General features: G+C 62.6%; 20 protein-coding genes. All 20 read left to right on the top strand.

Translation table 11 applies throughout. The annotated features are described in order from the left end of the window. Positions 1-23: 23 nt before the first annotated feature. Positions 24-2000: an asparagine synthase (glutamine-hydrolyzing) gene (gene asnB, locus ACWHTU_RS14695; RefSeq protein ID WP_447860132.1), complete on the top strand. Its 1977-nt coding sequence runs from the start codon at positions 24-26 to the stop codon at positions 1998-2000. After that, on the top strand, positions 1979-3148 hold the full coding sequence (locus ACWHTU_RS14690; protein ID WP_447860131.1) for a glycosyltransferase: 1170 nt from the start codon (positions 1979-1981) through the stop codon (positions 3146-3148). Before asnB ends, ACWHTU_RS14690 begins: the two co-directional genes overlap by 22 nt. Positions 3149-3178: 30 nt before the next feature. Next, a complete protein-coding gene (locus ACWHTU_RS14685; protein WP_447860130.1) occupies positions 3179-4237 on the top strand; it encodes an MraY family glycosyltransferase in 1059 nt (352 codons plus the stop codon). Beyond that, positions 4234-5562: a protoporphyrinogen/coproporphyrinogen oxidase gene (locus ACWHTU_RS14680; RefSeq protein WP_447860129.1), complete on the top strand. Its 1329-nt coding sequence runs from the start codon at positions 4234-4236 to the stop codon at positions 5560-5562. The genes ACWHTU_RS14685 and ACWHTU_RS14680 overlap by 4 nt, the downstream gene beginning before the upstream one ends. Before the next feature lie 5 nt (positions 5563-5567). Further along, a complete protein-coding gene (locus ACWHTU_RS14675; protein WP_447860128.1) occupies positions 5568-6782 on the top strand; it encodes a glycosyltransferase family 4 protein in 1215 nt (404 codons plus the stop codon). Next, a complete protein-coding gene (locus ACWHTU_RS14670) occupies positions 6779-7897 on the top strand; it encodes a DegT/DnrJ/EryC1/StrS family aminotransferase (protein ID WP_447860127.1) in 1119 nt (372 codons plus the stop codon). The genes ACWHTU_RS14675 and ACWHTU_RS14670 overlap by 4 nt, the downstream gene beginning before the upstream one ends. 207 nt (positions 7898-8104) lie before the next feature. Continuing rightward, the gene (locus ACWHTU_RS14665; protein WP_447860126.1) at positions 8105-9103 is read left to right on the top strand and encodes a S1C family serine protease; all 999 of its coding nucleotides are present in this window, start codon (positions 8105-8107) and stop codon (positions 9101-9103) included. 744 nt (positions 9104-9847) lie between these two features. After that, the gene (locus ACWHTU_RS14660) at positions 9848-11659 is read left to right on the top strand and encodes a PAS domain S-box protein (RefSeq protein WP_447860125.1); all 1812 of its coding nucleotides are present in this window, start codon (positions 9848-9850) and stop codon (positions 11657-11659) included. 10 nt (positions 11660-11669) lie between these two features. Further along, complete coding sequence (locus ACWHTU_RS14655; RefSeq protein ID WP_447860124.1) at positions 11670-12632, top strand: response regulator; 963 nt, start codon at positions 11670-11672, stop codon at positions 12630-12632. Between the two features lie 243 nt (positions 12633-12875). Then, on the top strand, positions 12876-13106 hold the full coding sequence (locus tag ACWHTU_RS14650; RefSeq protein WP_447860123.1) for a hypothetical protein: 231 nt from the start codon (positions 12876-12878) through the stop codon (positions 13104-13106). 1130 nt (positions 13107-14236) lie between these two features. Then, the gene (gmd, locus tag ACWHTU_RS14645) at positions 14237-15376 is read left to right on the top strand and encodes a GDP-mannose 4,6-dehydratase (RefSeq protein WP_447863375.1); all 1140 of its coding nucleotides are present in this window, start codon (positions 14237-14239) and stop codon (positions 15374-15376) included. Further along, the gene (locus ACWHTU_RS14640) at positions 15373-16353 is read left to right on the top strand and encodes a GDP-L-fucose synthase family protein (protein ID WP_447860122.1); all 981 of its coding nucleotides are present in this window, start codon (positions 15373-15375) and stop codon (positions 16351-16353) included. The genes gmd and ACWHTU_RS14640 overlap by 4 nt, the downstream gene beginning before the upstream one ends. Further along, on the top strand, positions 16350-17735 hold the full coding sequence (locus ACWHTU_RS14635; protein WP_447860121.1) for a lipopolysaccharide biosynthesis protein: 1386 nt from the start codon (positions 16350-16352) through the stop codon (positions 17733-17735). Before ACWHTU_RS14640 ends, ACWHTU_RS14635 begins: the two co-directional genes overlap by 4 nt. 727 nt (positions 17736-18462) lie before the next feature. Continuing rightward, entirely contained in the window at positions 18463-19125 is a 663-nt protein-coding gene (locus ACWHTU_RS14630) for an FkbM family methyltransferase (RefSeq protein WP_447860120.1), read from the top strand. Between the two features lie 27 nt (positions 19126-19152). Next, a complete protein-coding gene (locus ACWHTU_RS14625; protein WP_447860119.1) occupies positions 19153-19593 on the top strand; it encodes an FkbM family methyltransferase in 441 nt (146 codons plus the stop codon). Then, positions 19536-20048, top strand: coding sequence for an FkbM family methyltransferase (locus ACWHTU_RS14620; RefSeq protein WP_447863374.1), 513 nt, complete (start codon positions 19536-19538; stop codon positions 20046-20048). Before ACWHTU_RS14625 ends, ACWHTU_RS14620 begins: the two co-directional genes overlap by 58 nt. Positions 20049-20222: 174 nt before the next feature. After that, complete coding sequence (locus ACWHTU_RS14615; RefSeq protein WP_447860118.1) at positions 20223-21569, top strand: hypothetical protein; 1347 nt, start codon at positions 20223-20225, stop codon at positions 21567-21569. Positions 21570-21575: 6 nt separating this feature from the next. Continuing rightward, positions 21576-22472, top strand: coding sequence for an alpha-1,2-fucosyltransferase (locus tag ACWHTU_RS14610; protein ID WP_447860117.1), 897 nt, complete (start codon positions 21576-21578; stop codon positions 22470-22472). After that, complete coding sequence (locus ACWHTU_RS14605; protein WP_447860115.1) at positions 22469-23539, top strand: CgeB family protein; 1071 nt, start codon at positions 22469-22471, stop codon at positions 23537-23539. The genes ACWHTU_RS14610 and ACWHTU_RS14605 overlap by 4 nt, the downstream gene beginning before the upstream one ends. A 137-nt stretch (positions 23540-23676) precedes the next feature. Further along, positions 23677-24327, top strand: a complete 651-nt coding sequence (locus ACWHTU_RS14600; protein ID WP_447860114.1) for a class I SAM-dependent methyltransferase — start codon at positions 23677-23679, stop codon at positions 24325-24327. Positions 24328-24329: the final 2 nt, after the last annotated feature.

The raw sequence follows: 24329 nt of genomic DNA, 5'->3' as shown, positions 1-24329 counted from the left end.
CCAGAGATTCAGCACCCTTTGCCATGTGCGCCATCGCAGGCATATTCCACGTCATGGGCGAACCGGTCGATCTTGGACTGCTCGGGCGGATGATCGAGCGACAGGCGCATCGGGGGCCGGACGGCGAGGGGTATGTGTTGCTGTCCGCTTCGGGGCGCGAGCCGCCGTATGTCGCCGGGCGGGCCGCGGCGATCGCGAGCCCTGGTGAGCGCCGCTATCCCATCGGCCTCGGGCATCGCCGGTTGGCGATTGTCGATCTCTCCGAGGGCGGGCATCAGCCGATGGCAACCGAGGATGGACATTGTTGGATCACCTACAACGGAGAGATTTACAACTACCTTGAGCTGCGGGCTGAACTGAAGGCCCTGGGCCATCGGTTCCGGTCGGAATCCGACACGGAGGTCCTGCTTGCGGCCTATCGGCAATGGGGTTCAGCCTGTCTCGAACGGTTCAACGGCATGTTCGCCTTTGCCCTGTGGGACGGCCGAAACGGGCGGCTGTTTTGCGCCCGCGACCGGTTTGGCGAGAAACCTTTCTATTACGTCTGGGACGGAGCGCGGTTCGCCTTCGCTTCCGAGATCAAGGGACTCCTCCCGTTTCTTGGGCAACCCCGACCGAATCACCGGGCGGTGTATGCCTACCTCGACGGCGGGTCTCTGGACTATGCCGACAGCACGTTTTTCGAGGACGTTCGACAACTGCCGCCAGCGCATTATCTGGTGGTCGGTGAAGGGAAGTTGACGACGCATCGATACTGGCGTCTGCCGGAGTCAGAGAGCACGCCGCGGAACGCACAGCCGGAGGATGTCGAGCGGTTCCGGCAGCTCTTCCAGGACGCGGTGCGCCTGCGATTACGTTGCGATGTGCCGGTCGGGAGTTGCCTGAGCGGAGGGCTGGATTCGTCGTCGATCGTCTGCGTGGCGAACACGTTGCTGCGGAACGCTGCGGGTGTCCCGTCCCACCTCATCGGCGCGCGGCAGAAGACCTTTTCCTCGTGCTTCGAGGATCCCGCCTATGACGAGCGTCGCTTCATCCGATTCGTTGTGGAACGAACCGGCGCGGAGCCGCACTATGCCTTTCCCGATCCGAAAGAGTTCGTCGACACGGTGGCGCGGGTGGTGCGGCAGCAGGAGGAGCCGTTTGGATCGACCAGTATTTTCGCGCAATGGACCGTCATGCGCCTGGCTGCTCAGCATGGCATCCGGGTGCTGCTGGATGGGCAAGGGGCGGACGAGGTGTTGGCCGGCTATCATGGGTTCTTCGGTGCGTGGTTCGCCGACTTCCTGGTTCAAGGCCGGTGGAGGCGACTTTGGGAAGAGTGGCGAGCGTACCGGCAACGGCACGGGGCCTTGCCGCCGCAGGCGATGGCGAATGTCGCCCGTGCGCTGCTTCCACGCATCGTGGTGCGGACGGTTCGGCCTCTGATGACAGGCAGCGCAGCCTGGCTGGCCCCGGAGTTTCGGCGGCGCTGGAAGGAGGAAAGCGCGGCAGATCAGCCAGAGGGGTCCCATCTCCAGGCCATGCAGCGGCGGCTGCTCGAACGGAATGGGCTCCGCGCGTTGCTCCATTACGAGGACCGCAACGCCATGGCGTTCGGAATCGAGCCCCGCCTGCCTTTTCTGGATCACCGGTTGGTGGAGTCTGTCTTCGCGCTGCCGTCCGAGCTCAAGCTGCATGAAGGATGGACCAAAGTGCTGTTGCGGAAAGCGATGGAGGGGATCCTGCCCGACCCGGTGCAGTGGCGGGCGGACAAGCTGGGGTTTGCCACACCCGAAGACGAATGGTTCAGAACCACCTTGCGGGAGATGGCGCAGGACATTTTGTTCGACTCGCGGACTCGTTCGCGCGGCTATTTCAATGTTGATGCGATGCGGCGCGAGTTCGAGGCGCACCTGGCCGGGCGCAAGAACCTCGGGTTCGTGCTCTGGCGGTGGCTGAACATCGAACTCTGGTGCCGTGAATTTGCGGATGGCCCCGCATGCGCCGCACCTTGGTGCTGATCAACAACGCGGGCGTCGGCGGGACCGAGCGCCGGTTGGGCCGACTGTTCGCCCGCCTGACGGCGGAGGACCGAGAGACGGAACTGATCGTTAACAGCAGTCTGTGGGAAAAGCTGATTGCAGGTGGCGTCGTGACCGGCCGGGAACCGCGCGTCCGGACGCTGGCGGAACCATTTGGATGGCTGTCGGATCGGCTTCGGCGGATCAGTCCCGGCGCGCGTTTCTGGCTCTCGAAGGTGGACTACCTGCTGATGGCCGTCCGTCTGCTCGGGCGGTATGGACTCGCAAGCCGGCGTCTCTTCCATCTGGCGCTGGGCGGCGCCTATGTAGCGTTGCCGCTGATGGTTGTGCGACCGGGTCACCGTTTCGTGGTGTCGATCACCAATCCCGATCTGGCCGCCCACGTGGGCAGGCCCACGGCCTTGCCGCTGTATCGGGCGGCCCTGTCGCGTTGCACGCGGGTCGACGCGCTGACGGTCCAGGTGCGCGAGGATTTGATCCGGCGCGGGGTCGCGGCGGAGAAGGTTGCGGTCTCGCCGGGGAGCGTGGTCGATCTCGAGCGCTTTCGTCCCGCCGCGGTGAAGGAGCCATGGGTGGTGTTTGCCGGCCGGTTGATCGAGGAGAAAAATCCCCTGCTGTTCGTCGAAGCGGCGGCGTTGATCCGCCGGAGCGTCCCCGAGGCGTGCTTCTTCCTGTGCGGTGACGGCCCGCTCGCGTCCGAGGTCGAAGCGGCCGTCAAGCGTTTGGGCTTGTACGGGGCGATGGTCCGGGGCTTCCAAGCCGACATCGCGCCGGTCTTGGCCAAAGGGGCGGTGTTCGTCTCGCTGCAACGGCAGGACAATTACCCCTCGCAAAGTCTCCTCGAGGCGATGGCGTCGGGTCTGGCCTGCGTCGCAACGGATGTGGGGTTGACCTGGCGCCTAGTGGATGACACGACCGGCATGCGGGTCAAGCCGGAGGCGGCATCGGTGGCCGAAGCGGTCGTGGCCTTGTTGCGGGACTCCGACCGGCGGCGCCGCCTGGGCGAAGCGGCGCGGCGGCGCGTGAGCGAAGAACATTCGGAAGAACGATACCGGGTCTATGTGGAGCGCCTTCATGCCCAGGCCGACAAGGCGGGTGTTGGGATGGAAGGATCGGCGATGCGATGAGGGGTCGATGAACGCGGGGATGGCGACGCGATGATCCTGCTGGGGTTCACCCTGATGCTGGCCTTCGGCTTGTCGTTGTACGGCGTGCCGCTGGCGCGCCGAGCGGCGCTGAAGTACGGGATCGTGGACAGTCCGGACGGGCGCCTGAAACATCAACGCGAGCCGGTGCCCTATTTGGGCGGCCTCGCCATCTACCTGGCGTTTCTGATCAGCCTTGCCTTCACTTTCGAGTTCCGCCAGGACGTGCTCGGCATCGTCTTGGCCGGAACGTTGGTGATGATGCTCGGGTTGGTGGACGATTTCGGCGTGCTGTCGCCGGGCACGAAACTGGCCGGACAGTTGCTCGCCGTCTTCGTCCTGATCAAAAGCGGGATCCGCATCGAGATCGCCGCGCTGCCGGACTGGCTGGACGTAGCGCTGACTGTGGTCTGGATGGTCGGGATCATCAACGCCTTCAATCTCCTGGACATCATGGACGGGCTCTCTGCCGGCGTGGGCGTGATCAGCGCGACCTTCCTCTGTGCGATCGCCTTGCTCAACGGCGATCAGACGATCGCGTTTCTGCTGGCGGCGTTGATCGGCGGCCTGTTGGGGTTCCTGCGGTACAACTGGCATCCGGCGACGATTTACATGGGCGACGCCGGCGCGATGTTCATCGGGCTCATGCTCGGCGCCTCGTGCATGATCGGCCAATACACCGGCGGTCATTCGGTCTCGCTGCTGACGCCGTTGATGATTCTCGGCGTGCCGATCTTCGACACCTTGTTCGTCATGTACATTCGATTCCTCCGCGGTCTCCCCATTTTCCTAGGCAGTCCCGATCATATGGCGATCCGGCTCCGGCACTGGGGCCTGTCAGTGCCGCAGGTCGTGGGCATCAGCTATGGCGCGGCCACGGTCCTGGGTGGCATCGGTCTGCTGGTCATGGCGGTGCCGCAGGACCTGGCGCTGTTCTTCAGCGTGCTGACGCTGGTATCCCTGGGCCTCGCTGCCTATGCGCTGACCCGGGTGAACGTGGGGAGCGGAACGGGAGTCGGCCTCCAAGGGGCGTTGCCGGCCGGACAACCGAAGAGAAGGGCGTCCGGATGATCCTCATCGTCGGTGCCGGCTTGGCCGGCCTCAGCACCGCCTATCATCTGAACGATCTCCCCTATCGGGTGTTCGAGAAAGAGAAAGAAGCGGGAGGGCTCTGCCGCTCGTATCAGAAAGACGGTTTTACCTTCGATATGACGGGCCATCTGCTCCACTTTCGCCAGCCGGAGATCAAGGCGCTGGTGGAGCAGTTGCTCGACGGTCGCCTGGAGCAACATCAGCGGCGCGCTTTCATCTACTCTCACCGGACCTATACCGAGTACCCGTTTCAGGTGAACACCTACGGCCTTCCGCCCGAAGTGATCCGGGAATGCCTGCTCGGATTCATCGCCACCTTGACCAATCCGGCTCCCCCCCTGCCACCCGACCAACGGTCCTTCAAGGCGTGGATCTTGGAAAATCTCGGCGAGGGCATGGCGAAGCACTTCATGGTTCCGTTCAACGAAAAGTTGTGGCGAGTGCCGCTGGAGGAGCTGACATCCGACTGGGTCTCCTGGTTGGTACCGAAGCCGGAGTTGAAAGACGTGATCAACGGCGCCCTTGGCATCAAGGACAAGACGTTCGGCTACAACCCGACGTTTCTGTATCCGTCGACCGGCGGGATCAACGTGTTGCCGCAGGCCTTCCTGCCCGCCGTGCGCGGGATCGCCTACGATACGGAACTGGTCGAAGTCGAGACGGAGCGGCGGCGGGCCGTCTTCCGCGACGGGCGCCAGGGAACCAGGGTCGAGGACTATGAGGCCTTGGTCTCGACGATCCCGATTCCGGAACTGGTGCGCCGCTGCGTCGATCTGCCGCGGGACATCAAGGATGCCGCGGCCGGATTGCGGTGGGTGTCGGTGTACAACGTGAACCTGGGGATCGCGCGGGAACGGGTGTCGGACAAGCATTGGATCTATTTTCCTGAACCCGAGTACCCGTTCTATCGAGCCGGCTTTCCGATGAATTTTGCGCCGACCTTGGGGCGGCCGGGCACGAGTTCGCTGTATGTCGAAATCTCGCATCGTCCGCACGAGACGACGCCGCCCGCGCGGCTGCTCGACCTGGTTCGTCAAGGACTGGAGCGAGCCGGCATTGTGCGGCAAGACGACGAGATTCTCGTCGCGGACGTGAAGGACATTCACTATGCCTATGTCCTGTTCGACCGGCATCGGGCGAAGGTCCTGCCGGCGATGCTCCGGGAACTGGAGCATCGCGGCATTCATTCCATCGGCCGGTACGGCCGATGGGAACATACCTCTATGGAAGACGCGATCGCTCAAGGCAAGCGCCTGGCGGAGAAGCTAGCTGCCGAAGCGAACGGCGCCGCTGGCCGAGGCTGAGAGCCGTGGACACGGTCTGCCATGTCATCACGAAGCTGGAACTGGGCGGAGCCCAAGAAGTCGCGTTGTTCACCGTCTCGCATCTCGATCGGGCGCGATTCAGGCCGGCGCTAGTGACGGGGCCAGACGGCTTGCTCACCGAGGAGGCCAAAGCTTTGCCCGGCGTCGAGGTGCAGGTGCTGCCTCCGCTGCGCCGGGAGATCCGGCCGGTGCATGACCTGCTCGCCTTGATCCAGCTTATCCGGCTGTTCCGGAGGCTTCGCCCGACCATCGTCCATACCCACAGTTCCAAGGCCGGCATTCTCGGTCGCTGGGCGGCGTGGTTCGCGCGGGTGCCGGTTATCGTGCACACTGTTCACGGGTACGGCATCACGCCGCGGCAGCCTGCCTGGCTGCGAGCTGTGTTGGTTGGGGTGGAGCGATTGACCGGCCTGGTGACGACCCACTGGGTGGCGGTCTCCCGAGCGGACATCGACCAGGGACTGCGATGGGGCTTGTTTCCTCGCGAGCGCGTCTCGCTGGTCCGTCCCGGCATCGACCCGCGACCGTTCTCCACCGCGCTGTCCGATGCACAACGGACCCGTCTGCGCGCCGAGCTAGGCGTCCACGGCGGAGAGCTGGTGGTGGGCACCGTCGCCTGCCTCAAGCCGCAGAAGGCGCCTTTGGATTTTGTCGCGGTCGCAGCGCGGGTGTGCTGTCGGTTCCCCTCGGTCCGCTTCGTGCTGGCCGGAGACGGCGAGTTGCGAGAACCGGTTGAAGCAGCCGTCCGCCAAGCCGGTTTGCAGGAGCGCCTGCGGCTGCTCGGCTGGAGGCGGGACATTCCGGCTCTGCTGCAGGCGCTGGATGTGTTCGTGCTGACATCCCATTGGGAAGGGTTGCCCCGCGTGCTCTTGGAAGCACGGGCCAGCGGCCTGCCCGTGGTGGCGACGCGGGTGGGAGGGGCGGCAGAGGCCATTGTCGAGGGGGAACACGGGTGGCTGTGTCCCCCTGGAGATGTGGAGGGATTGGCGGAACGGGTCTGTCACGTGCTGGAAGATGCCGGGCAACGGGCCAGGCTCCGGGCTTCCCGAGATTCGCTGCCAAAAGAATTTGAGATTCGTGAAATGCTCAGGCAGTATGAAGCTCTATACGAACGATTGCAGCTCGGCCTGTGGTCGCCGGACTTCCAGGTGCGCAGGGGAGAGGCGCAGGATGCGGATGTCGCAAGGAGGAACCCGTGAACGTTCCCTTATTGGATCTGAAGGCGCAATATCGGTCGATTCGGTCGGAAATCCTGGCGGCCATTGAAGCCACGTGCGAGGAGCAGGGGTTCGTGTTAGGTCCCCGGGTCGCCGCACTGGAGCAGGCGGTGGCTACCTATGTCGGCAGCGCCTATGCAGTCGGCGTGGCGTCCGGCAGCGACGCGCTCCTGCTCTCGTTGATGGCGATGGGTGTCAAAGCCGGCGATGAGGTGATCACCGTCCCGTTTACCTTTTTCGCCACGGCCGGAGCCATTTCCCGGCTTGGCGCCAAGCCGGTCTTCGTGGACATCAAGGCCGAGACCTTCACCATGGATCCCGATTTGATTGAACGAGCGATCACGCCGCGGACCAAGGCGATCATTCCCGTGCATCTCTTCGGGCAATGTGCCGAGATGGAAGCCATCAACGAGATCGCCAAGCGGCGGGGACTGCGGGTCATCGAAGATGCCTGCCAGGCTATCGGGGCCGCGCGGCATCACATCCGGGCCGGTGCGCTTGGAGACATCGGCTGCTTCAGCTTTTTCCCCTCGAAAAATCTCGGCGGTTTCGGCGACGGGGGCATGGTCACCACCAACGACCAGGCACTCGCGGATTCCATCGCCATGCTGCGGGTGCACGGCAGCAAGGTCCGGTACGTGCATGAGGCGGTCGGGATCAACAGCCGGCTGGATGCGCTGCAGGCGGCCGTCCTGTCGGTCAAGCTCAGATATCTGGATCGGTGGACCGAAGGGCGGAGAACCAACGCCGCCCGCTATGAACAGTGGTTCAAGGAGGCGGGGCTTGACGACCGCGTGGTGCTGCCCAAGACGGAGACCGGCAATTTCCACGTGTTTAACCAGTTCACCATTCGCGCGCAGAAGCGCGACGAACTGCGCGCCTACCTCAAGGACAAGGGGATCGGGACGGAAGTGTATTATCCCCTGCCGATGCACCTGCAGAACTGTTACCGGGACCTCGGCTATCGAAAAGGCGCGTTCCCGGTTGCCGAACGGGCTTCCGAGGAAGTCCTCTCGCTGCCCATCTATGCGGAATTGACCGAGGACCAACTCTCCTACGTTGTGCAGACGATCGGGGAGTTTTATCGCCGGCACTAAGCCGCGCCATGGTGTGCCTGCGCCTTGACTTTTCTTTCGAGGGGGGAGGAAGGGAGGGGCAGGCTATTGACTGTTCGCAGGGCGCTGCGGGCTGGTGTCCAAGCTGCAGGGTCAGGGGCGGCTGGTTTCGTCGGACAGGCCGTTGTATCCTATCGGGAGAAGCCCGGAGGCTGACCTCTTTCGGGAGGACGAACGGGAGGGGCGTCGATGAAGCCGGCTGTGCTGTCCATCGCGGTTGCGGCAGGTCTGCCGTTCTGGGCAGGCAGCGCTTTTCCGGCCGAACTGACGCCGCGCGAAATTTACGAACAGCGTTCGCCGGCCGTCGTGATGGTCATGGGCCATTCCAGCGAGGGCCGGCGGGGCAGTGGCGGCACCGGCTCCATTATCCGGCAGGATGGGCTTGTGCTGACGAACGCCCATGTGGTGCTCGAGGAAGGAACCGGCAAGCCCTATCCCCGGTTGACGGTGTACCTGAAACCGGACCGGGTGACCGGCGATCCGAGGGTGGATTTGTCGCGAGGCGTCAAGGCGCGTGTGGTGGCCGTGTCGCAACCGCTGGACCTGGCGGTGCTCCAGCTCGAAGGGACCACCAGACCGCTTCCGGTTCTCGAACTGGGCGACTCCGAGGGGACCAAGATCGGCGATCGGGTCGTGGCGATCGGACATCCCGAACAGGGCGGGCTCTGGACCTTGACCACCGGCACCATCAGCGCGGAATTCGAGAACTTTCAAGGCACCCCGGGCAAGTCCGTGTTTCAGACGGAAACAGGATTAAACCGCGGCAACTCCGGCGGCCCGTTATTGGACGCCTCCGGCCGCATGATTGGCGTCAACACGGCGATCGCGCGCGTGGCGCCGGATGGGCTGCCGATCACCAGCATCAGTTTTTCGCTCAAGTCCAGCGTGGCGAAGCGGTGGCTGCGCGAGCAGGGAGTTGGGCTGCAACAGCCACTGGCTTCATCCGACACATCGGACAAAGCCGGTGAGCGCTCCCTCTCGCTGCCCAGCGGGCAACCGGTTCTGCCCACGCACCCGCCCGCCGCCTCCAAGGCTGCCCCTTCTCCGCCATCCACTCGGTCGGCGCCGCAGACCACGACCCCCTCTCGGCCGTACAATCTGGACCGACTCATCAACGAACGGAGCCAGGCCGAGGCCGATCTGGAGGACATGATCAAGGACATGCGGGGCAAGCTGGGCGGACGATAAGGGCGGCGCCGTTCACGGTTCGACCAATCCCGATCAAGACGGTTCGTCCGACGGACCTGGGCCCCCACGGGTTTCCCCGTGCGTCTCCGTCCTCGTTCCTCACCACCCGGGGGAACCCAAGGGTGTTTACTGGGGAAGCGTGGGACGCTGGTCTTTCCACCAAGGGAGGAACCGGTCGGAGACGCGCGGACCTCACGCGATCTGCTCCGCGACAGCAATTGAGAAATCGCGGTCGTGATGAGGCCGTCGGCGCAGGAGCCGAAAGTCGTTCGTGGATGCGAGACGCACCACCTCCTTCCTCCCACTCTCTGCGCCACCTGAGAGGCTGATCCACGGGACTAGGGAAATGCCCAGTGTCTCCCTTGGTTCAGTCGTGCACCTCTCCCCTCGCGGAGTTGCAGCCGCCTACAACATCGTTCAAAGCTGAACAGCGATGCAGGCACATCACTACTGATCGGAGAGCCTTGCTGTGAGGCGACCGCGCGTGCCGCTTGCGCACGCGAAGTCATGCCAGCGCCGCCGGCACGGCCGTTGACCGCCGTGACTTCACCACTCCCCCTGAACTCCTCAAGGCCAGCAATCCTACAGGCGTTTCTGCTGGAGGCAACGATCTAATCCTGGCCCGACGCGTCCTGCCACCGCCCTCTGGTCTTTCATCTCAGCGGAGAGGCATTCCCCTACGATCACGTGATAGAAGCGCATGATTGTCTTCGAAGGCATAACTCTTGCTCAACCAGGCAGGGTATGGCGAAGCCGCGTCCAGATTTTCCCCTCATCGGCGTCACTATCGCGCTGATCGGCGTGATCTGGGCCATGGATTACTGGTTGCCGCTCGGTCTCCAGGCGGCGGTCCTGTATGTGGTTCCGGTGTTGACGTCTTCGTGGATCCGGTCTCGTCGCGCGACGCCGCTGGTGGCCGTCATCGCCTCGGTCCTCACGCTCGCCGAGGGGTTCGCCAACGGTCCCTTGGTGGTGCCGTATTGGGTCGTGCTGTGCAATCGCAGTCTGGCGCTTCTGGCGGTGTGGACCACGGCCGTGCTGTGTGTCCGGCGTCAGCGTAGTGAAGAAGAACTCCGGTGGGTGTACCAGGGGATTGAACGTCAGATTGCGGAGCGCACCGCCGAACTCGAACAAGCCAACAAAGAATTGGATGCGATGCGCCAAGAGGCGCTGCTCCAATTGGCCGAGATCGTCAAGTCGTCCGACGACGCGATCATCGGAAAGACCCCGGATGGAATCATCCGAAGCTGGAACGCCGGGGCGGAACGGATCTACGGGTACCAAGCCGAAGAGGTCATCGGTCGCTCCATCTCGCTGCTGTGCCCGCCGGATCGGCCCGATGAAATCCCCGCCATGCTCGAACGCATCCGGCGCGGCGAACATGTACGCAATTTCGAAACCGTGCGGCGCAGGAAAGACGGAAAGAAGATCGACGTGTCGCTCACGCTGTCCCCGGTCAAGGACGCCGACGGCCGGATCATCGGCGTCTCCTCCATCGCTCGCGACATCACCGAGCGCAAGCGGATCGAGGCGGCGTTGCGCGAAAGCGAAGCCCGGTTCCACATGATGGCGGACACCGCGCCGGTGATGGTGTGGATGGCCGGGCCGGACGCCCAGTGCACCTTCGTCAACAAGCGGTGGCTGGAGTTTACCGGGCGGACGCTGGAGCAGGAATTGGGGGACGCCTGGATCAGCGGCGTCCACCCGAGCGACAGGCGCCGCTGCTTGGACACGTATGTGTCCGCGTTTCAGACCGAGCAGCCGTTCACGATGGAGTACCGCCTGCGCCGGGCCGACGGCCAGTACCGTTGGGTGCTGGACACGGGCATTCCGCTCTTCGAGGCGGACGGCACCTTTGCCGGCTTCATCGGGTCATGCCTGGACCTGACGGAGCGCAAAGAAATGGAAGACCAGCTCCGGAAGGCTTTGAAGGAGAAGGAAAGCCTCTTGCGCGAGGTGCACCACCGCGTCAAGAACAACCTGCAGGTCATCTCCAGCCTGCTCAACCTGCAGTCGGCCAGCATCAGGGATCCGCAGATCGCGCAGTTGTTTCGGGAATGCCAGACGCGCATCACGTCCATCGCCCTGCTGCACGAAACCCTGCATCGCTCGCAGGACCTCTCGCAGATCAAAATGGGCGACTATATCCGGACGCTGACCGGGCATCTCTTCCGTTCGTACGGCGTGGACCCCCGGCAGATTGTCCTCGACCTCACGGTGGATGATGTGGAGTTCGATCTCGATACCGGGATGACCTGCGGGTTGATCGTCGACGAACTGGTTGCGAACTGCCTGAAGCACGCGTTTCAACCCGGCCGGCAGGGACGGATTCAGGTCGATCTGGTCGCCAACCCAGATGAGACGTACACCCTGCGGGTCAGCGACGACGGAGCCGGGCTGCCGAAGGACGGGGTCTTGCGGAACCCGGACTCGTTGGGACTCGAATTGGTTGGATTGTTGGCGGAGAAGTTGGAAGGGACCGTCGAATTGCAAAGCGGCCAGGGCACGGAGTGGCGAATCACGTTCCGGACCCTGAATTATCAGGAACGCATGTGAGGGGGTAGCGATGGAACAGGCGAAAATCTTGGTGGTCGAAGACGAGCCGATTGTGGCAAGGGACATCCAGCTCAGCCTCCAACGGCTGGGGTATGACGTGCCGGCCACGGCGGCGTCGGGAGAGGAAGCGATCCGGAAGGCGGCGGAGACGCGCCCCGATCTGGTCGTGATGGACATCGTGTTGAAAGGCAAGATGGACGGGGTCGAGACCGCGCAGCAGCTCAAAGACCGGCTGAACGTGCCGGTGATCTACTTGACGGCCTTCGCCGACGACCAGACCCTCGAGCGGGCGAAAACCACGGCCCCGGCCGGCTACATGCTCAAGCCCTATCAACCTCATGAGTTGCGGACCAGTATCGAGATCGCGCTCTATCGAAGCCAGTCGGAGCGGAGTCTGCGCGAAAGTCTGCGCTGGCTGGCGACCACCGTACGCGTGATGGGTGACGCCGTCTTGACCACCAGCCGCGGCGGGCGCCTGACCTACATGAGCCCGGCCGCGGAGGCGCTGACCGGATGGACTCAGAAAGAAGCCTTGGGCGCCGGCCTGCGGGCGATCCTGTGCATCGAAGACCAAGGGCAGATGCGCGAGATCGACGATCCAGCCATGACGGCGATGGACGAATGCCGCATCGTCGATCTCTCCGCGGTCACGCTCGTGACCAAAGACCTTCGGAAGCGACCGATCGAAGGCCGCGCCGCTCCGGTGGTGGACGACGCCGGGATCGTGATCGGCGCAGTGGTGGTGTTCCGGGACGCGCGTGTGCCCGTCTATTCGGAGCAGGAGCGGGATATCGACGAACATCTCAGCCGGGCGAAGGGGATCATCAACCTCTGTGCCTGGTGCAAGAAAGTGCCGGACGAAGCAGGCAATTGGCGGGATCTGGAGACGTTTCTCGCGGAGCATTCCTGCATCCGCTTCAACGGAGGCCTGTGCCCGGACTGTATGAAGCAGTGCTTTCCACAAGAGGGATAATTGTCATGCCACGTCCGGAGGTTGACAACCGCGCCCGGAAAGAGCCAACATACAACCAACCGGGAGGCCTGCGATGAGACCGGGGTAGGCGAGCTCGGGAAAAGAATTCCGTACACGACGCACAACACGACGCCGTCCGCGAGCGCCCGGGGGGACTGTGTAGCCTCCCGGGCGCTTTGCGTTTGGAGAGCGGGAGCGGCGTTGCGGGAACGATGGAAAAACCATCCAACAAGGAGGTGGACGATGAAGCGAGTGGTCGGGTTCTTCTCACTTCTCCTTCTGCTCTTCACCCCCGTGCTGGCGTTTGCCGAAGGCGTCAGCGGGTATTCCAGAGGTAACGCGATCCTGTACTATTCCGCCATTGCGGCGGTGCTGATTTACGGCATCTACGACATTTTCCACAAAAAATGGCTGACGTGGATCAGCGCGATTGTAATACCCCTCGTGCTGTATCTGAATTTGCCGGCGAAATAGCCCTCGAGGAAAAGCGATCCAGAAAAGGATCCAGATCCAGAAAAGGATCCAGAAAAGGGGTCGGGAGTCTTTAGCAGTCCGCCATCGCCCAACGCGGCCACATCATTTGAGCTGCGATCCGCAATCCCCGGCCAGGAGAGCGCGCGCGAGGTCTGGAAACGACTCCCGACCCCTTTTCTTGCCTCCGACCCCTTTTCTTGCCTCCTATCGGGGGCCGGACGACGAGGGCCTCTGGCGGGACGAGCAAGAAAGCAGAAAAGGGGTCGGGAGTCATTTCTGACCAACGTCGGGTTGTCTCCCGGCGAGGAAATCGCTCAGCGGGCGACATGGGGAGCCTTACCGGATTCGGCTACCAGGGCCAGCAGCAAGGGGGGGACGTAGCCTCGGACCAAGAACGAAGAAAAAAGGGGGCGTGTGACGGCAGAACAGCCCCCGCCTCCTGTTCTTGCCCCCCATTGTAGACGAGCTTACGGAGCATCATCAAAGCCTAACGGCCCTACCTGCGAATCTGAGATGGCGGTATATACCCGCCAGAAAGAAAAAGGGGCGCCTGATTGTTTGAGCGCAAAAACCTGTTCCCTTCGCTGCAGCGCAGCAAACCTTCTCCTTGCAGGTTTGTGAAGCTCCTGGTAAATAGTCGGTCCGCTAAAGTCCGGTAAACCGAAAACGGCCATTTCCGAGTCTCCCGCCCGCTTGTTACTGCCAGAGAGGGGACGCTACAGTCGGTGTATCGCCACCATCGCGGAGAAGACGTCGACTGTGGTGCGGGGGTGAGGAGCGGAGGACGGATCTAGCCGACAGGCCTCCAGCGGACCAAGGGTCTGCAAGGGGCCAGATTCCCAGACACTCACTGTAAGTGAGAGGGCGGAGCTGCCTCTACTCTATCTTCGCCATCATTCGAAGTAACAATGAGACACCCACGGGGAGAGAACTGCCTGCTCTGCGCCCGACATGGAGATCACCCGTCCCATTGTCCTGTTTCTGTAGGCTGGTTCCTATGGCATAGCAAAACGAATGCATTGCTCGCCGCAAGCGATGCTGGGCTCTTTGTCCCTGCTACCTTACGGTTTCCGTTGTCTGACGCAGCTCAGCGCCTTGACGGCTGAACGCAACAGACGGAGCAAGCCATGATGTCAAGGTTGGCTCACACAACCAACGCAAGTCAGGCCATAAACGCCGCACACCAGAGACGCGCGCTCATCACTGGCATCACCGGTCAGGACGGCTCCTACTTGGCGGAGCTCTTGCTGGCGAAAGGCTACGAGGTCCACGGCCTCATCCGCCGCGCCTCCACCTTCAACACGGGCCGCATCGACCATCTCTACCAGGACCCCCACGAGCCCCGGGCGCGCCTCTTCCTGCATTACGGCGATCTCGGCAGTCTGGAGCAGCTCACGCACCTCGTCTACAACCTCCGCCCGGACGAGGTCTACCACCTGGGGGCCCAGAGCCACGTCAAGGTGAGCTTCGACATGCCCGAGTACACCGGCGACATCACCGGCCTCGGCGTCACGCGGCTCCTCGAGGCGGTTCGGCGGAGCGGCATCAAGACTCGTGTCTACCAGGCCTCCTCGAGCGAGATGTTCGGCGACGCGCCGCCGCCCCAGAGCGAGGCGACGCCCTTCCAGCCCCGCAGCCCCTACGCCGCCGCCAAGCTCTACGCGTTCTGGATGGTGGCCCTCTATCGGAATGCCTACGGCCTCTTCGCTGCCAATGGCATTCTCTTCAACCACGAGTCGCCCCGCCGCGGCGAGACCTTCGTCAGCCGAAAGATCACCCGGGCGGTGGCGGCGATCCTGGCCGGCCGGCAACAGAAGCTCTACCTCGGGAACCTCGAGGCGCGGCGCGACTGGGGCTACGCCCCGGAATACGTGGAGGCCATGTGGCGCATCCTCCAGCAGGAGCGGCCTGACGACTACGTCATCGGCACGGGCGAGGCGAACTCGGTGCGGGAGTTTGTGGAGGAAGCCTTCGGTTATGCGGGCCTCGATTGGCGGGAGCATGTGGAGATCGACGAGCGCTACCTGCGGCCGCTCGAGGTGGACTCTCTGGCGGCGGACGCCTCTAAGGCGAGGCGGGACTTCGGCTGGGAGCCCAGGGTCACGTTCCGGGAGCTCGTGCGCATCATGGTCGATGCCGATCTGGAGGCGGCCGGGTTGACGCCCATCGGCGAGGGGGCGCGCATTCTCGAACAGAAGTGCCCCGACTGGCACCGCTGGGCGTCGGGGGTCACGGCCGCGCTGAAGAATCACCGCCGAGGGCACGAATGATGGGCTGGCCCGAAAGCTCGACGTTCTGGCGCGACAAGCGGGTGCTCGTCACTGGTGGCGCCGGCTTCCTGGGCTCCTTCGTGGTCGAGAAGCTCCGCCAGCGGGGCGCGAAGGAGGTCTTCGTTCCCAGGAGCAGGGACTACGATCTCGTCCACATGGAGGCGGTCGAGCGCGTCTACCGGGACGCCCGGCCCGAGGTCGTCATCCACCTGGCCGCCCGGGTAGGCGGCATCGGCGCCAACCGCGCCAATCCGGGGCGATTCTTCTACGAGAACCTCATGATGGGCGTCCAGATGATGGAGGCGGGCCGGCGGGTTGGGATCGAGAAATTCGTCGCGGTCGCGACGATCTGCTCCTACCCTAAGTTCACGCCGGTGCCGTTCCGGGAAGAGGACCTCTGGAACGGCTACCCCGAGGAGACCAACGCCCCCTATGGCCTGGCCAAGAAGATGCTCCTCGTCCAGTCCCAGGCCTATCGGCAGCAGTACGGCTTCAATGCGATCGTCCTGTTCCCCGTGAACCTCTACGGCCCGCGCGACAATTTCGACCTCGAGACCTCACACGTCATCCCCGCGCTGATCCGCAAATGCCTGGAAGCACGAGCGCGGGGCGATGAGACTATTACCGTGTGGGGCACTGGGACCCCCACGCGAGAATTTCTCTACGTCGAAGACGCGGCGGAGGGCATTCTGCTCGCCGCCGAGCGGTACGACAAAAGCGAGCCGGTGAACCTCGGCTCCGGGTTCGAGCTCTCGATAAAGGATCTAGTGGACCTCATCGTCAAGCTGACGGGGTTCGAGGGGCGAGTGGTGTGGGATCCCACGAAACCGGACGGGCAACCGCGGCGGCGGCTGGATGTGTCCAGGGCCGAGCGCGAGTTCGGCTTCCGGGCCAGCGTGCCCTTCGAGGAAGGGCTCCGGAGGACCATCGAGTGGTATCGCGCCCAGCTCCGCGTCGGGAGCCGGGTCTTGGCATGACGCTTTCGGTGTTGGCGAAGCTCCGACAGGCAACAGGCGCCAACGGTCTCGCCCAGTGGTGGCCTGCAGAGGTGACAGCTGCTCGCGTCGGGCGGCTGGCCAAGGAAGCCGTCTGGGTCATGGTGGGGCAGGTGCTGGCGGTCGCCGGGGCGGTGGTGGGCGTCCGGGTGCTCACGGAACTGCTCCCACCCGAGGCCTACGGCGAGCTGGCGCTCGGCATGACGGCGGCTACGCTCCTCAACCAGGTCGTCTTCGGCCCGCTCAGCAACGGGGCCAGCCGCTTCTACGCCGTCGCGCAGGAGGAAGCAGCCACCCCGGCGTACCTCGGGGCGCTCACGCGCATGACACTGGCCGCTACGGGATGGATTCTGGCATTGGCTCTCCCCGTCATTACGCTTCTGCTGGCCGCTGGGTATGGGCGCTGGCTCGGCCTCGTGCTCGTGGCGCTCGCGTTCGGGCTCCTCTCGGGCTACAACGGCATCCTCGACGCGATCCAGAACGCGGCGCGCCAGCGCTCGGTGGTTGCCTGGCATCAAGGCTTGGCGTCGTGGGGACGGTTCCTCGTGGCGGCTGGGCTGATCGTGTTGCTTGGCTCAAGCAGCACGGTGGCGCTGGTCGGGTTTGCCACGGCGCTCACGCTCGCGCTTGTATCGCAAGGGTGGTTTTCGCTTCGCCTAATGAAGGCATCTCCTCGTGACTTCCCAATCGGAAAAGCTACCATGGAAGGTTGGCGCGACCAGGTGTTTGCGTACTCGTGGCCCTTTGCTGCGTGGGGTTGGCTCACGTGGGCGCAGCAGGCTTCCGATCGGTGGGCGCTTGGATTCCTGCGCACAACCGACGAGGTCGGCCAGTATGCGGTACTCTACCAGCTTGGCTACTATCCCATGATGCTTGCCTCGGGCATGGTCCTGCAACTCGTGGGCCCTGTGCTTTTCCAGCGAGCCGGAACGGGCCGCGATCTCGACCGCCTTCGCGCAAGCAACGATTCGATCCGCTCGCTTGCTTTCTGGACCGGGATCGTGACCCTGGTGCTCTTTGGGCTGCTTTTTCTCATCCACAGGCCGATTTTCTCTCTAATGGTGGCCGAGCCCTACAGGGGTATCAGTGGCCTGCTGCCTTGGATGGTGCTAGCCGGTGGAACGTTTGCGGCGGGGCAGGTACTGAGCCTCGAGTACATGACGAGCGTCAACACTCGATCTCTGGTGACGCCAAAGATCGTCACGGCGATCCTCGGCGTCGTGCTGAACCTGATCGGCGCCGCGCTGTACGGCGTCGTCGGCGTGGTGGTGGCGAGCGCCTTGTGGTCGGTCGTGTATGTAGCGGCTATGCTCGCGTATGCGCGGCGCGCGGAGCCCCGTCTCGCGCTGGGACGATCGTCGTGAAAGCGCTTCTGAGGTCCTCCCTCCGGAGGTGCGGACTGTGGTACCCGCTATTGCAATTCCGGGAGGTCCGTCGGGTTGTCCGCTGGATTGCGTCCGGCTGTCCATCTCCCCCCTGGTCTTGTCAAGCTGTACGTGTGCAGGGCCTATGCCCGCAGCTTTGGCCTGCGCCTTTTTGTTGAGACGGGGACCTACCTTGGCGAGACTGCGGAGTGGATGGCACGAGCGGGCTTCCGGGTCTGGACGATCGAGCTCGACGCGGCCTTATATTACAAAGCCCAGAGCAGGCTTGCGCGGTACCCCGGAGTCACGGTTATCAAGGGTGATAGCGCGGAGATCCTACCCAGACTGCTCGATCAGCTCGATGAGCCGGCGCTTTTCTGGCTTGACGCCCATTGGAGCGGCGAGGAGACGGCACGGGGAGCTGTGGATTCCCCGGTGATGTGCGAGGTTGACGCGATTTTTCGGCATAAAGTGACAGGCCATGTGATCCTCATTGACGACGCGCGTCTGTTCCTCGGAAGAAACGGCTATCCTTACTTGGATGATCTCCTACGCATGGTGAGGTCCTCGCGATGTTATCGCGCAGAGGTCTCCACGGACATTATCCGTATCGTTCCAAGATGCCGTAGACAAGAGTGGTGAGACGCCTCCAGGCGATCTTGGCGATCGAATTTAGCGTCGTGCCCCTTACGATATACACGTTGTGTGTTCTGTGTTAGGTGCAGTCGTGCAAGGGACGCTCTTGAGGATATGCCGCGGATTACAAGCTCGGCTGTGGCCGAGCAAGCAACAAAAGCTTGTCGCAAAGTGGTACTCGGACGGCGCAGACAGGCTTCGCTATGAATATGATATTGGGGAAAACTCGCTTGTCCTGGACGTTGGTAGCTATGATGGCCAGTGGGCCAGCGATATTTTCTCCCGTTACTGTTGCAGAATGATTCTTTTCGAGCCTGTGAGGGTATTCGCAGAAGCTCTCGCGCGGCGATTTGCGAGGAACCCGCTAATCGAGGTAAACGGCTTCGGGCTTGGCGGCTACACGCGAATGGAAATGATCGCGATTTTGGGGTCCGGAAGCTCGGTAGTTCGAAGACCGCGTTCTGCTCGCCTGGAAGAGGTCAGCATCGTGGACATGTGGGAGTGGTGGCGCAAACAAGGCATCGCTGAAGTTCATTTGATGAAAATCAATATCGAAGGTGGCGAGTATGAATTGCTCGATCGGATGATCGAGACTGGGTTAGTAACTCGTGTGCGGGATATACAAGTTCAATTTCACCGGATTGATTCCTCCTCCGAGAGGCGGATGAAAAACATTCAGAGTCTTCTCGCGAGGACGCACAGGTTGACGTGGCAATACGAGTGGGTATGGGAAAGCTGGCGGCGGTTCGAATAAGGCCGTATGGCTTGAGCGCGCGGGAGCATGAGGACGGACATCTTCCGTAACGTTTTCCGCCGGATTCTGGAGCGATCCGGCCTGATGGCGACGAGTTATCGTGAACTCCGGGAGGTGGTCCGGTTCTATCACTCGCGGCCGCAAAAGACCCCGTTCGGTTTCCTCTTGTGCGGTAATCGACTCATGGAGATCGGAGCATTCGAGCCATTCGAAACCGAGGTGATCCAAGCGCTGCTCCCATATGTTGATGTCGTTATTAACGTGGGCGCGAACATCGGCTATTACGTGTGCTTGGCGAGATCGCATCAACGAGGCGTCGTCGCGTTCGAACCCATGCCGGCGAATGTCAGGTTGCTCTTGCGGAACCTCAGGGCGAACGGGTGGTGTGACGTCGAGGTCTTTCCGCTTGCATTAGCGGATCGTCCTGGCGTTGCGACGATGTACGGGGGACAGGGGCGTCGCTCCTGAAGGGGTGGGCAGGCACGTCCGAGAACTTCGTGACGCTCGTACCGACCAACTCCCTGGACAACGTCCTGGGCAAGCGATTTGATGGTCAGCGCCTGCTCGTGATCGTCGACGTGGAGGGTGGGGAGCTCGCGGTGATCAAGGGCGGGAGGCGCCACCTGTCGATGGCGCCGCGGCCGATTTGGATGGTGGAGGTGGCGGTGTCCGAGCATCTCCCGGCCGGCCTGGGCATGAATCCGAATGTGCTGGCAACATTCCAGGCATTCTGGGACACAGGGTATGTCGCGCTGAAACTGGACCCCCGCTCACCGCTCGCCGTGGTCGGGGAAGAGGAGGTCATCGCCGCCCAGAAGGGAAGCAGGAGCGCGCTGGGAACGCACAACAACTTTTTGTTTGTGGACCCCGACCGTTGTAGACAGATCCGAGAGATCTGCTTCCAAACGGTAAGAAAGCCGTAAGAGTTCACGGCGGCTTGCGCGTCTGCGGGTGGATCGGAAGGATGACGGAGCGCCTAGCATTACCGGGTTTCCTCGCTGCGGCCGTACTTGGCATTACAGCCTTCCACGAAAGCACTTATCCTCCCATTGTGTTGTCCGTGGCTGCGTTTGCAGCGGTCACTCTATATAGCATCGTTGAATCGTGCGAAGAAAGTCAGCTTCCTGGTTCCTTGGTTCTTCGTGTGTTACGCATTGCCTTTTATTCATGTGATCCCCTACCTTTGGTTCGATTTCGACCGTGAAGCTCCTCAAGTCATGTGGGGTATGCCAGTAAATCCCTATATGGTGGACCAGACTGTGATCGAATTGATGGCTCTCCTCGGCGCACTTGGGGCGATTGGCTTCGCCGTTGGGGCGGGACTCGGCAATGGAACATTCGGATCGATCAAGCGTTTCGACCTAGGCGGTGGATGCGGCAGAGCGCGGAGCAGTCTCTCGCTGCCGCTATTCTTGGTGTGGATCGGCATCGGTGTGCTTTTGTCATGGCTTTATGCACCGCGCCAAACGATATTCGAGGCGCGCTACACAGAAGGAGTTGCTATTAGCCAGGACTGGGACTTCGGTTCGATCTGGATGATCTCGTATATCACCCTGGTATGGTGCCTGGCGGATACGCTTCAAGATGGAGACCGCGCTCGGGCTAAAACAAAGAAAATCGTTTTTCTTTCTGCTTTGGTAGTGGTTGTCGGCTGGCTTCAGTTGCTGCGAGGAGACCGGGAGTCCATTCCGCTAGTGCTCGCTTCACTTTTGATGAGCGTGCGCTGGTCCAAACAAATTGGTGGACACCGAGAGGCAAACACGCGGGTCTGGACTCGTAAACCGGTGGTCGTGGGTGGAGTGTTGATGGTTGTGCTGGCATATCTCATTGGCGCAATTCGGTCTACGCTGGCGGGCACCGATTGGAAGGACGCTGTGGTCTTGGCGAGCGAGATGTGGGCTTCGGGAGAGTTATCGCTTAACGACCTCATCCACGGCACGTGGACCGCGGTGTTGCTGACGCCGTTGAGTGTAGCCGGGGATTACTTGGCAGGGTCCCTGCCGCTGAAGCTCGGCCAAGACTACCTGAATTACGTGCTGTCGCTGCCGCCGGGATTTTTGGCCAATTTCCTGGGCTACCAAAGGCCGATCGACGCATGGCATGGGCCTGCGTGGGAGATGACCTACGGCATAGGCGGCACCCACGCGCTCGTGGTGCCGTTCATGGACTTTCGCGCGATAGGAGTGGTCGGGGTGCTTGCACTGTGGGGTTATGTTGTCGCGCGCGTTGACAAGAGAACTTCTGCGGGCGTGTCGGTCACGCATGCGGCGTTGTGGGGGACGCTTGTCATGGTTGCGCCGCACTGGTTTTGGTATGGCGATAAGTACTTCATCAACGCGATGCTGATCTGGTGGGGTTTGTTGTTGCTCCATCGGCTTGCTGTGCGGCGGAGGCGGCTCGGTGTGCCTATGGCGCTCGAAGGGCGTGGTTCCATCGCGAGTTGAGCTCCAGTGGACGACGGGGGGAAGGTCATCGCGCGGATCAAAGGGGGGCTGGGCAATCAGCTCTTCTGCTACGCGGCAGCGCGGCGGTTGGCGCTGGCCAATGACGCGGAGCTGGTGATTGACGACGTCACGGGCTTTGCCCGCGATCGGCTCTACAGGCGGACGTACCTTCTGGATGGTTTTCGAATCCCGTGCCGAAAGGCCACGCCGGCCGAGCGGCTCGAGCCCTTTGAACGCGCACGGCGCGCGGTGGCGAAGTGGATCAATCGGCGGCGGCCGTTCCACGAGCGGAGCTATCTCGAGCAAGAGGGGCTGGATTTCGATGCGCGTGTGCTGGACTATAAGGTTAAAGGCACGGTCTACCTGGACGGCCTCTGGCAGAGCGAAGGCTACTTCAAGGAGGTCGAAGACGTCATTCGAAAGGACCTGGAAATCGGCCCTCCACAGGATGAGGCCGCGCGACAGCTGGCGGCGCAGATCCGCGGCATGAATGCTGTGGCGATCCATGTGCGGTGGTTCGACCTTCCGAACGCCGGGCCTTCGGCGTACAACCTGCCTGCCGCCTACTACCAGCGTGCCATGGCCGAGATCGAACGACGCGTGGAGAGCCCCGCGTATGTGCTCTTCTCGGATGAACCTGGAGCTGCTACGTCGCTGCTTGGGCTTCCGCCCGACCGGCTGCTGGTCGTGGGCGATGTGGTGAAAGATGCGGATCCGGTCACCGAGCTTGGGCTCATGGCGCAGTGCCGGCACTTCATCATCGCGAACAGTACCTTCAGCTGGTGGGGCGCCTGGCTCGGGGAGAAACTTGGCTCGGTCGTGATTGCGCCGGCCGTGAGGGTTGTTGGCAAAACGGCGTGGGGGGTTCGCGGGTTGTTGCCCGGTCGGTGGGTGACTGTGTGAAACTGCTCCTGGCGGGCAACTGGCAGTACGACTGGTACGAGTCCGCCTGCGCCGAAGCGCTCCGGCGGGCGGGGGTCGACGTCATCCCGTTTCGCTTCGCGCCGTTTTTCCAGGGCTATGCTGGCTGGCGCTACCTCGGCAAAGTGGAGGAGGCGCTTCCGATGCTCCCGGGGCCAGCGCTCGCGCGGCTGAATGGGGCGCTGTTGCGGGCCGTCCAGGCCCACCGGCCCGATTGTGTCTTGATCTGGCGCGGCACGCACGTCCTGCCGCTGACGCTCCGGGCGATCCGCGAAAGAACAGGCGCGAAGCTCGCTTCGTACAACAACGACGACCCCTTTGGGCCGTGGAGGCATAGACGCGCGCCGTGGCATCACCGCGTGTTGTGGATCTGGTACCTTGCGGGGCTGAAGGAGTCCGATCTGACGCTGGTTTATCGCCCGGTCAATGTCGGCGAGGCCCAGGCCGCTGGCGCGAGGAACGTGCGCGTGCTCGTGCCGTACTTCGTCCCTTGGATTCACCGCCCGTTAGAGCTTAGTGACGGAGAGCGGCAACAGTATGACTGCGACGTCGTCTTTGTCGGGCACTACGAGCGCGACGGGCGTGAAGAGTACATCCGGGCGTTGATCGCAGCGGGCTTCCGCGTGCGAGTCTTCGGCGGCGAGTACTGGAACCGGTGGGCGCCAGAGGATCTCCGTAACGCGCTGGGAACCGTAACGCCTGTCTACGGCGACGAATATGCCAAGGCGCTCTCCGGGGCGAAGGTGGCTTTGGGGCTGCTCTCTCGACTGAACCGCGATGTCTACACACGGCGGCATTTCGAGATTCCGGCGTGTGGAGGGCTACTGGTTTCGGAACGGACTCACGAGCTGGAGGGCATGTTTAAGGACGGGGAGGAGGTGGTGTTTTTCTCCTCTCCCAGCGAGCTTGTCGAGCGCGTGCGAACACTGCTCGCCGACCCTGTAGAACAAAGACGGATCCGGGAAAACGGCCGCCGGCGCGTCTGGCAAGATGGACACGACGTTGTGAGCCGTATGCGGGAACTTGTGGAGTTGTTGGTCGAGGCTTAGGGCTGTGCCTCTATGATGGAGGTGCAGACACCAAGTTTCGGAGTGACAACACGCCGTCGAAGCCGGTGCGTTTTCTGCGGGTGGCGGCTGACTGGCCTCGGTGATCCAGAGGATTCGTGGGACAAGGTGCCACGCTGATGGGTGGGGGGCTCTTGAGAATCAACGTGGGTTGTGGCCGGACGCCCGTGCCAGGTTGGTTAAACGTGGACAACTCACTCACGGTACTAGTTAGCAGATTGGGGGCCGTTTGGAGGTTACTGGATGTATTGGGTGTGCTGAGTGAGGAACAGAAGACTTTCATCCGAGTGGCGCGTGGTGCAGGAATTCGCTGGGGCAATGGTCTGTGCCTGCCAGTCCCATCTGAGTCCGTGGAAGTCGTCTATGCATCGCATATGCTAGAACACCTCGATCGGGAAGAGGCGGAGCGTTTCCTTTCGGAGGCCTACCGCGTGCTGGTTCCTGGCGGGTACTTGCGCTTGGTGGTGCCTGACTTGAGGAAACTGGTAGAGGAGTACATAACTGACAGGGACGCGGATCGCTTTGTAGCGAGAACGCTCTTGACGCGCCCGCGTGCCCGAACTTTGAGAGAAAGAATGAGATGGTTGGTCGTTGGCGACCGACACCATTTGTGGATGTACGACGGTCAGTCGCTGAGGGAAGCGGTGTTGAAGGCAGGGTTTCGAGATGCGTGGATCCTGGACGCGGGTGTGACAAGGATACCGAATCCAGGTGTGCTCGATCTCCGAGAACGTGCTGATGAGAGCGTGTACGTGGAAGCTACGAAGTAGAC

This window comes from Nitrospira calida (assembly GCF_976986435.1).
The sequence above is the reverse complement of the archived record's forward strand: the minus strand, read 5'-3'. Positions and strand labels throughout refer to the sequence as shown.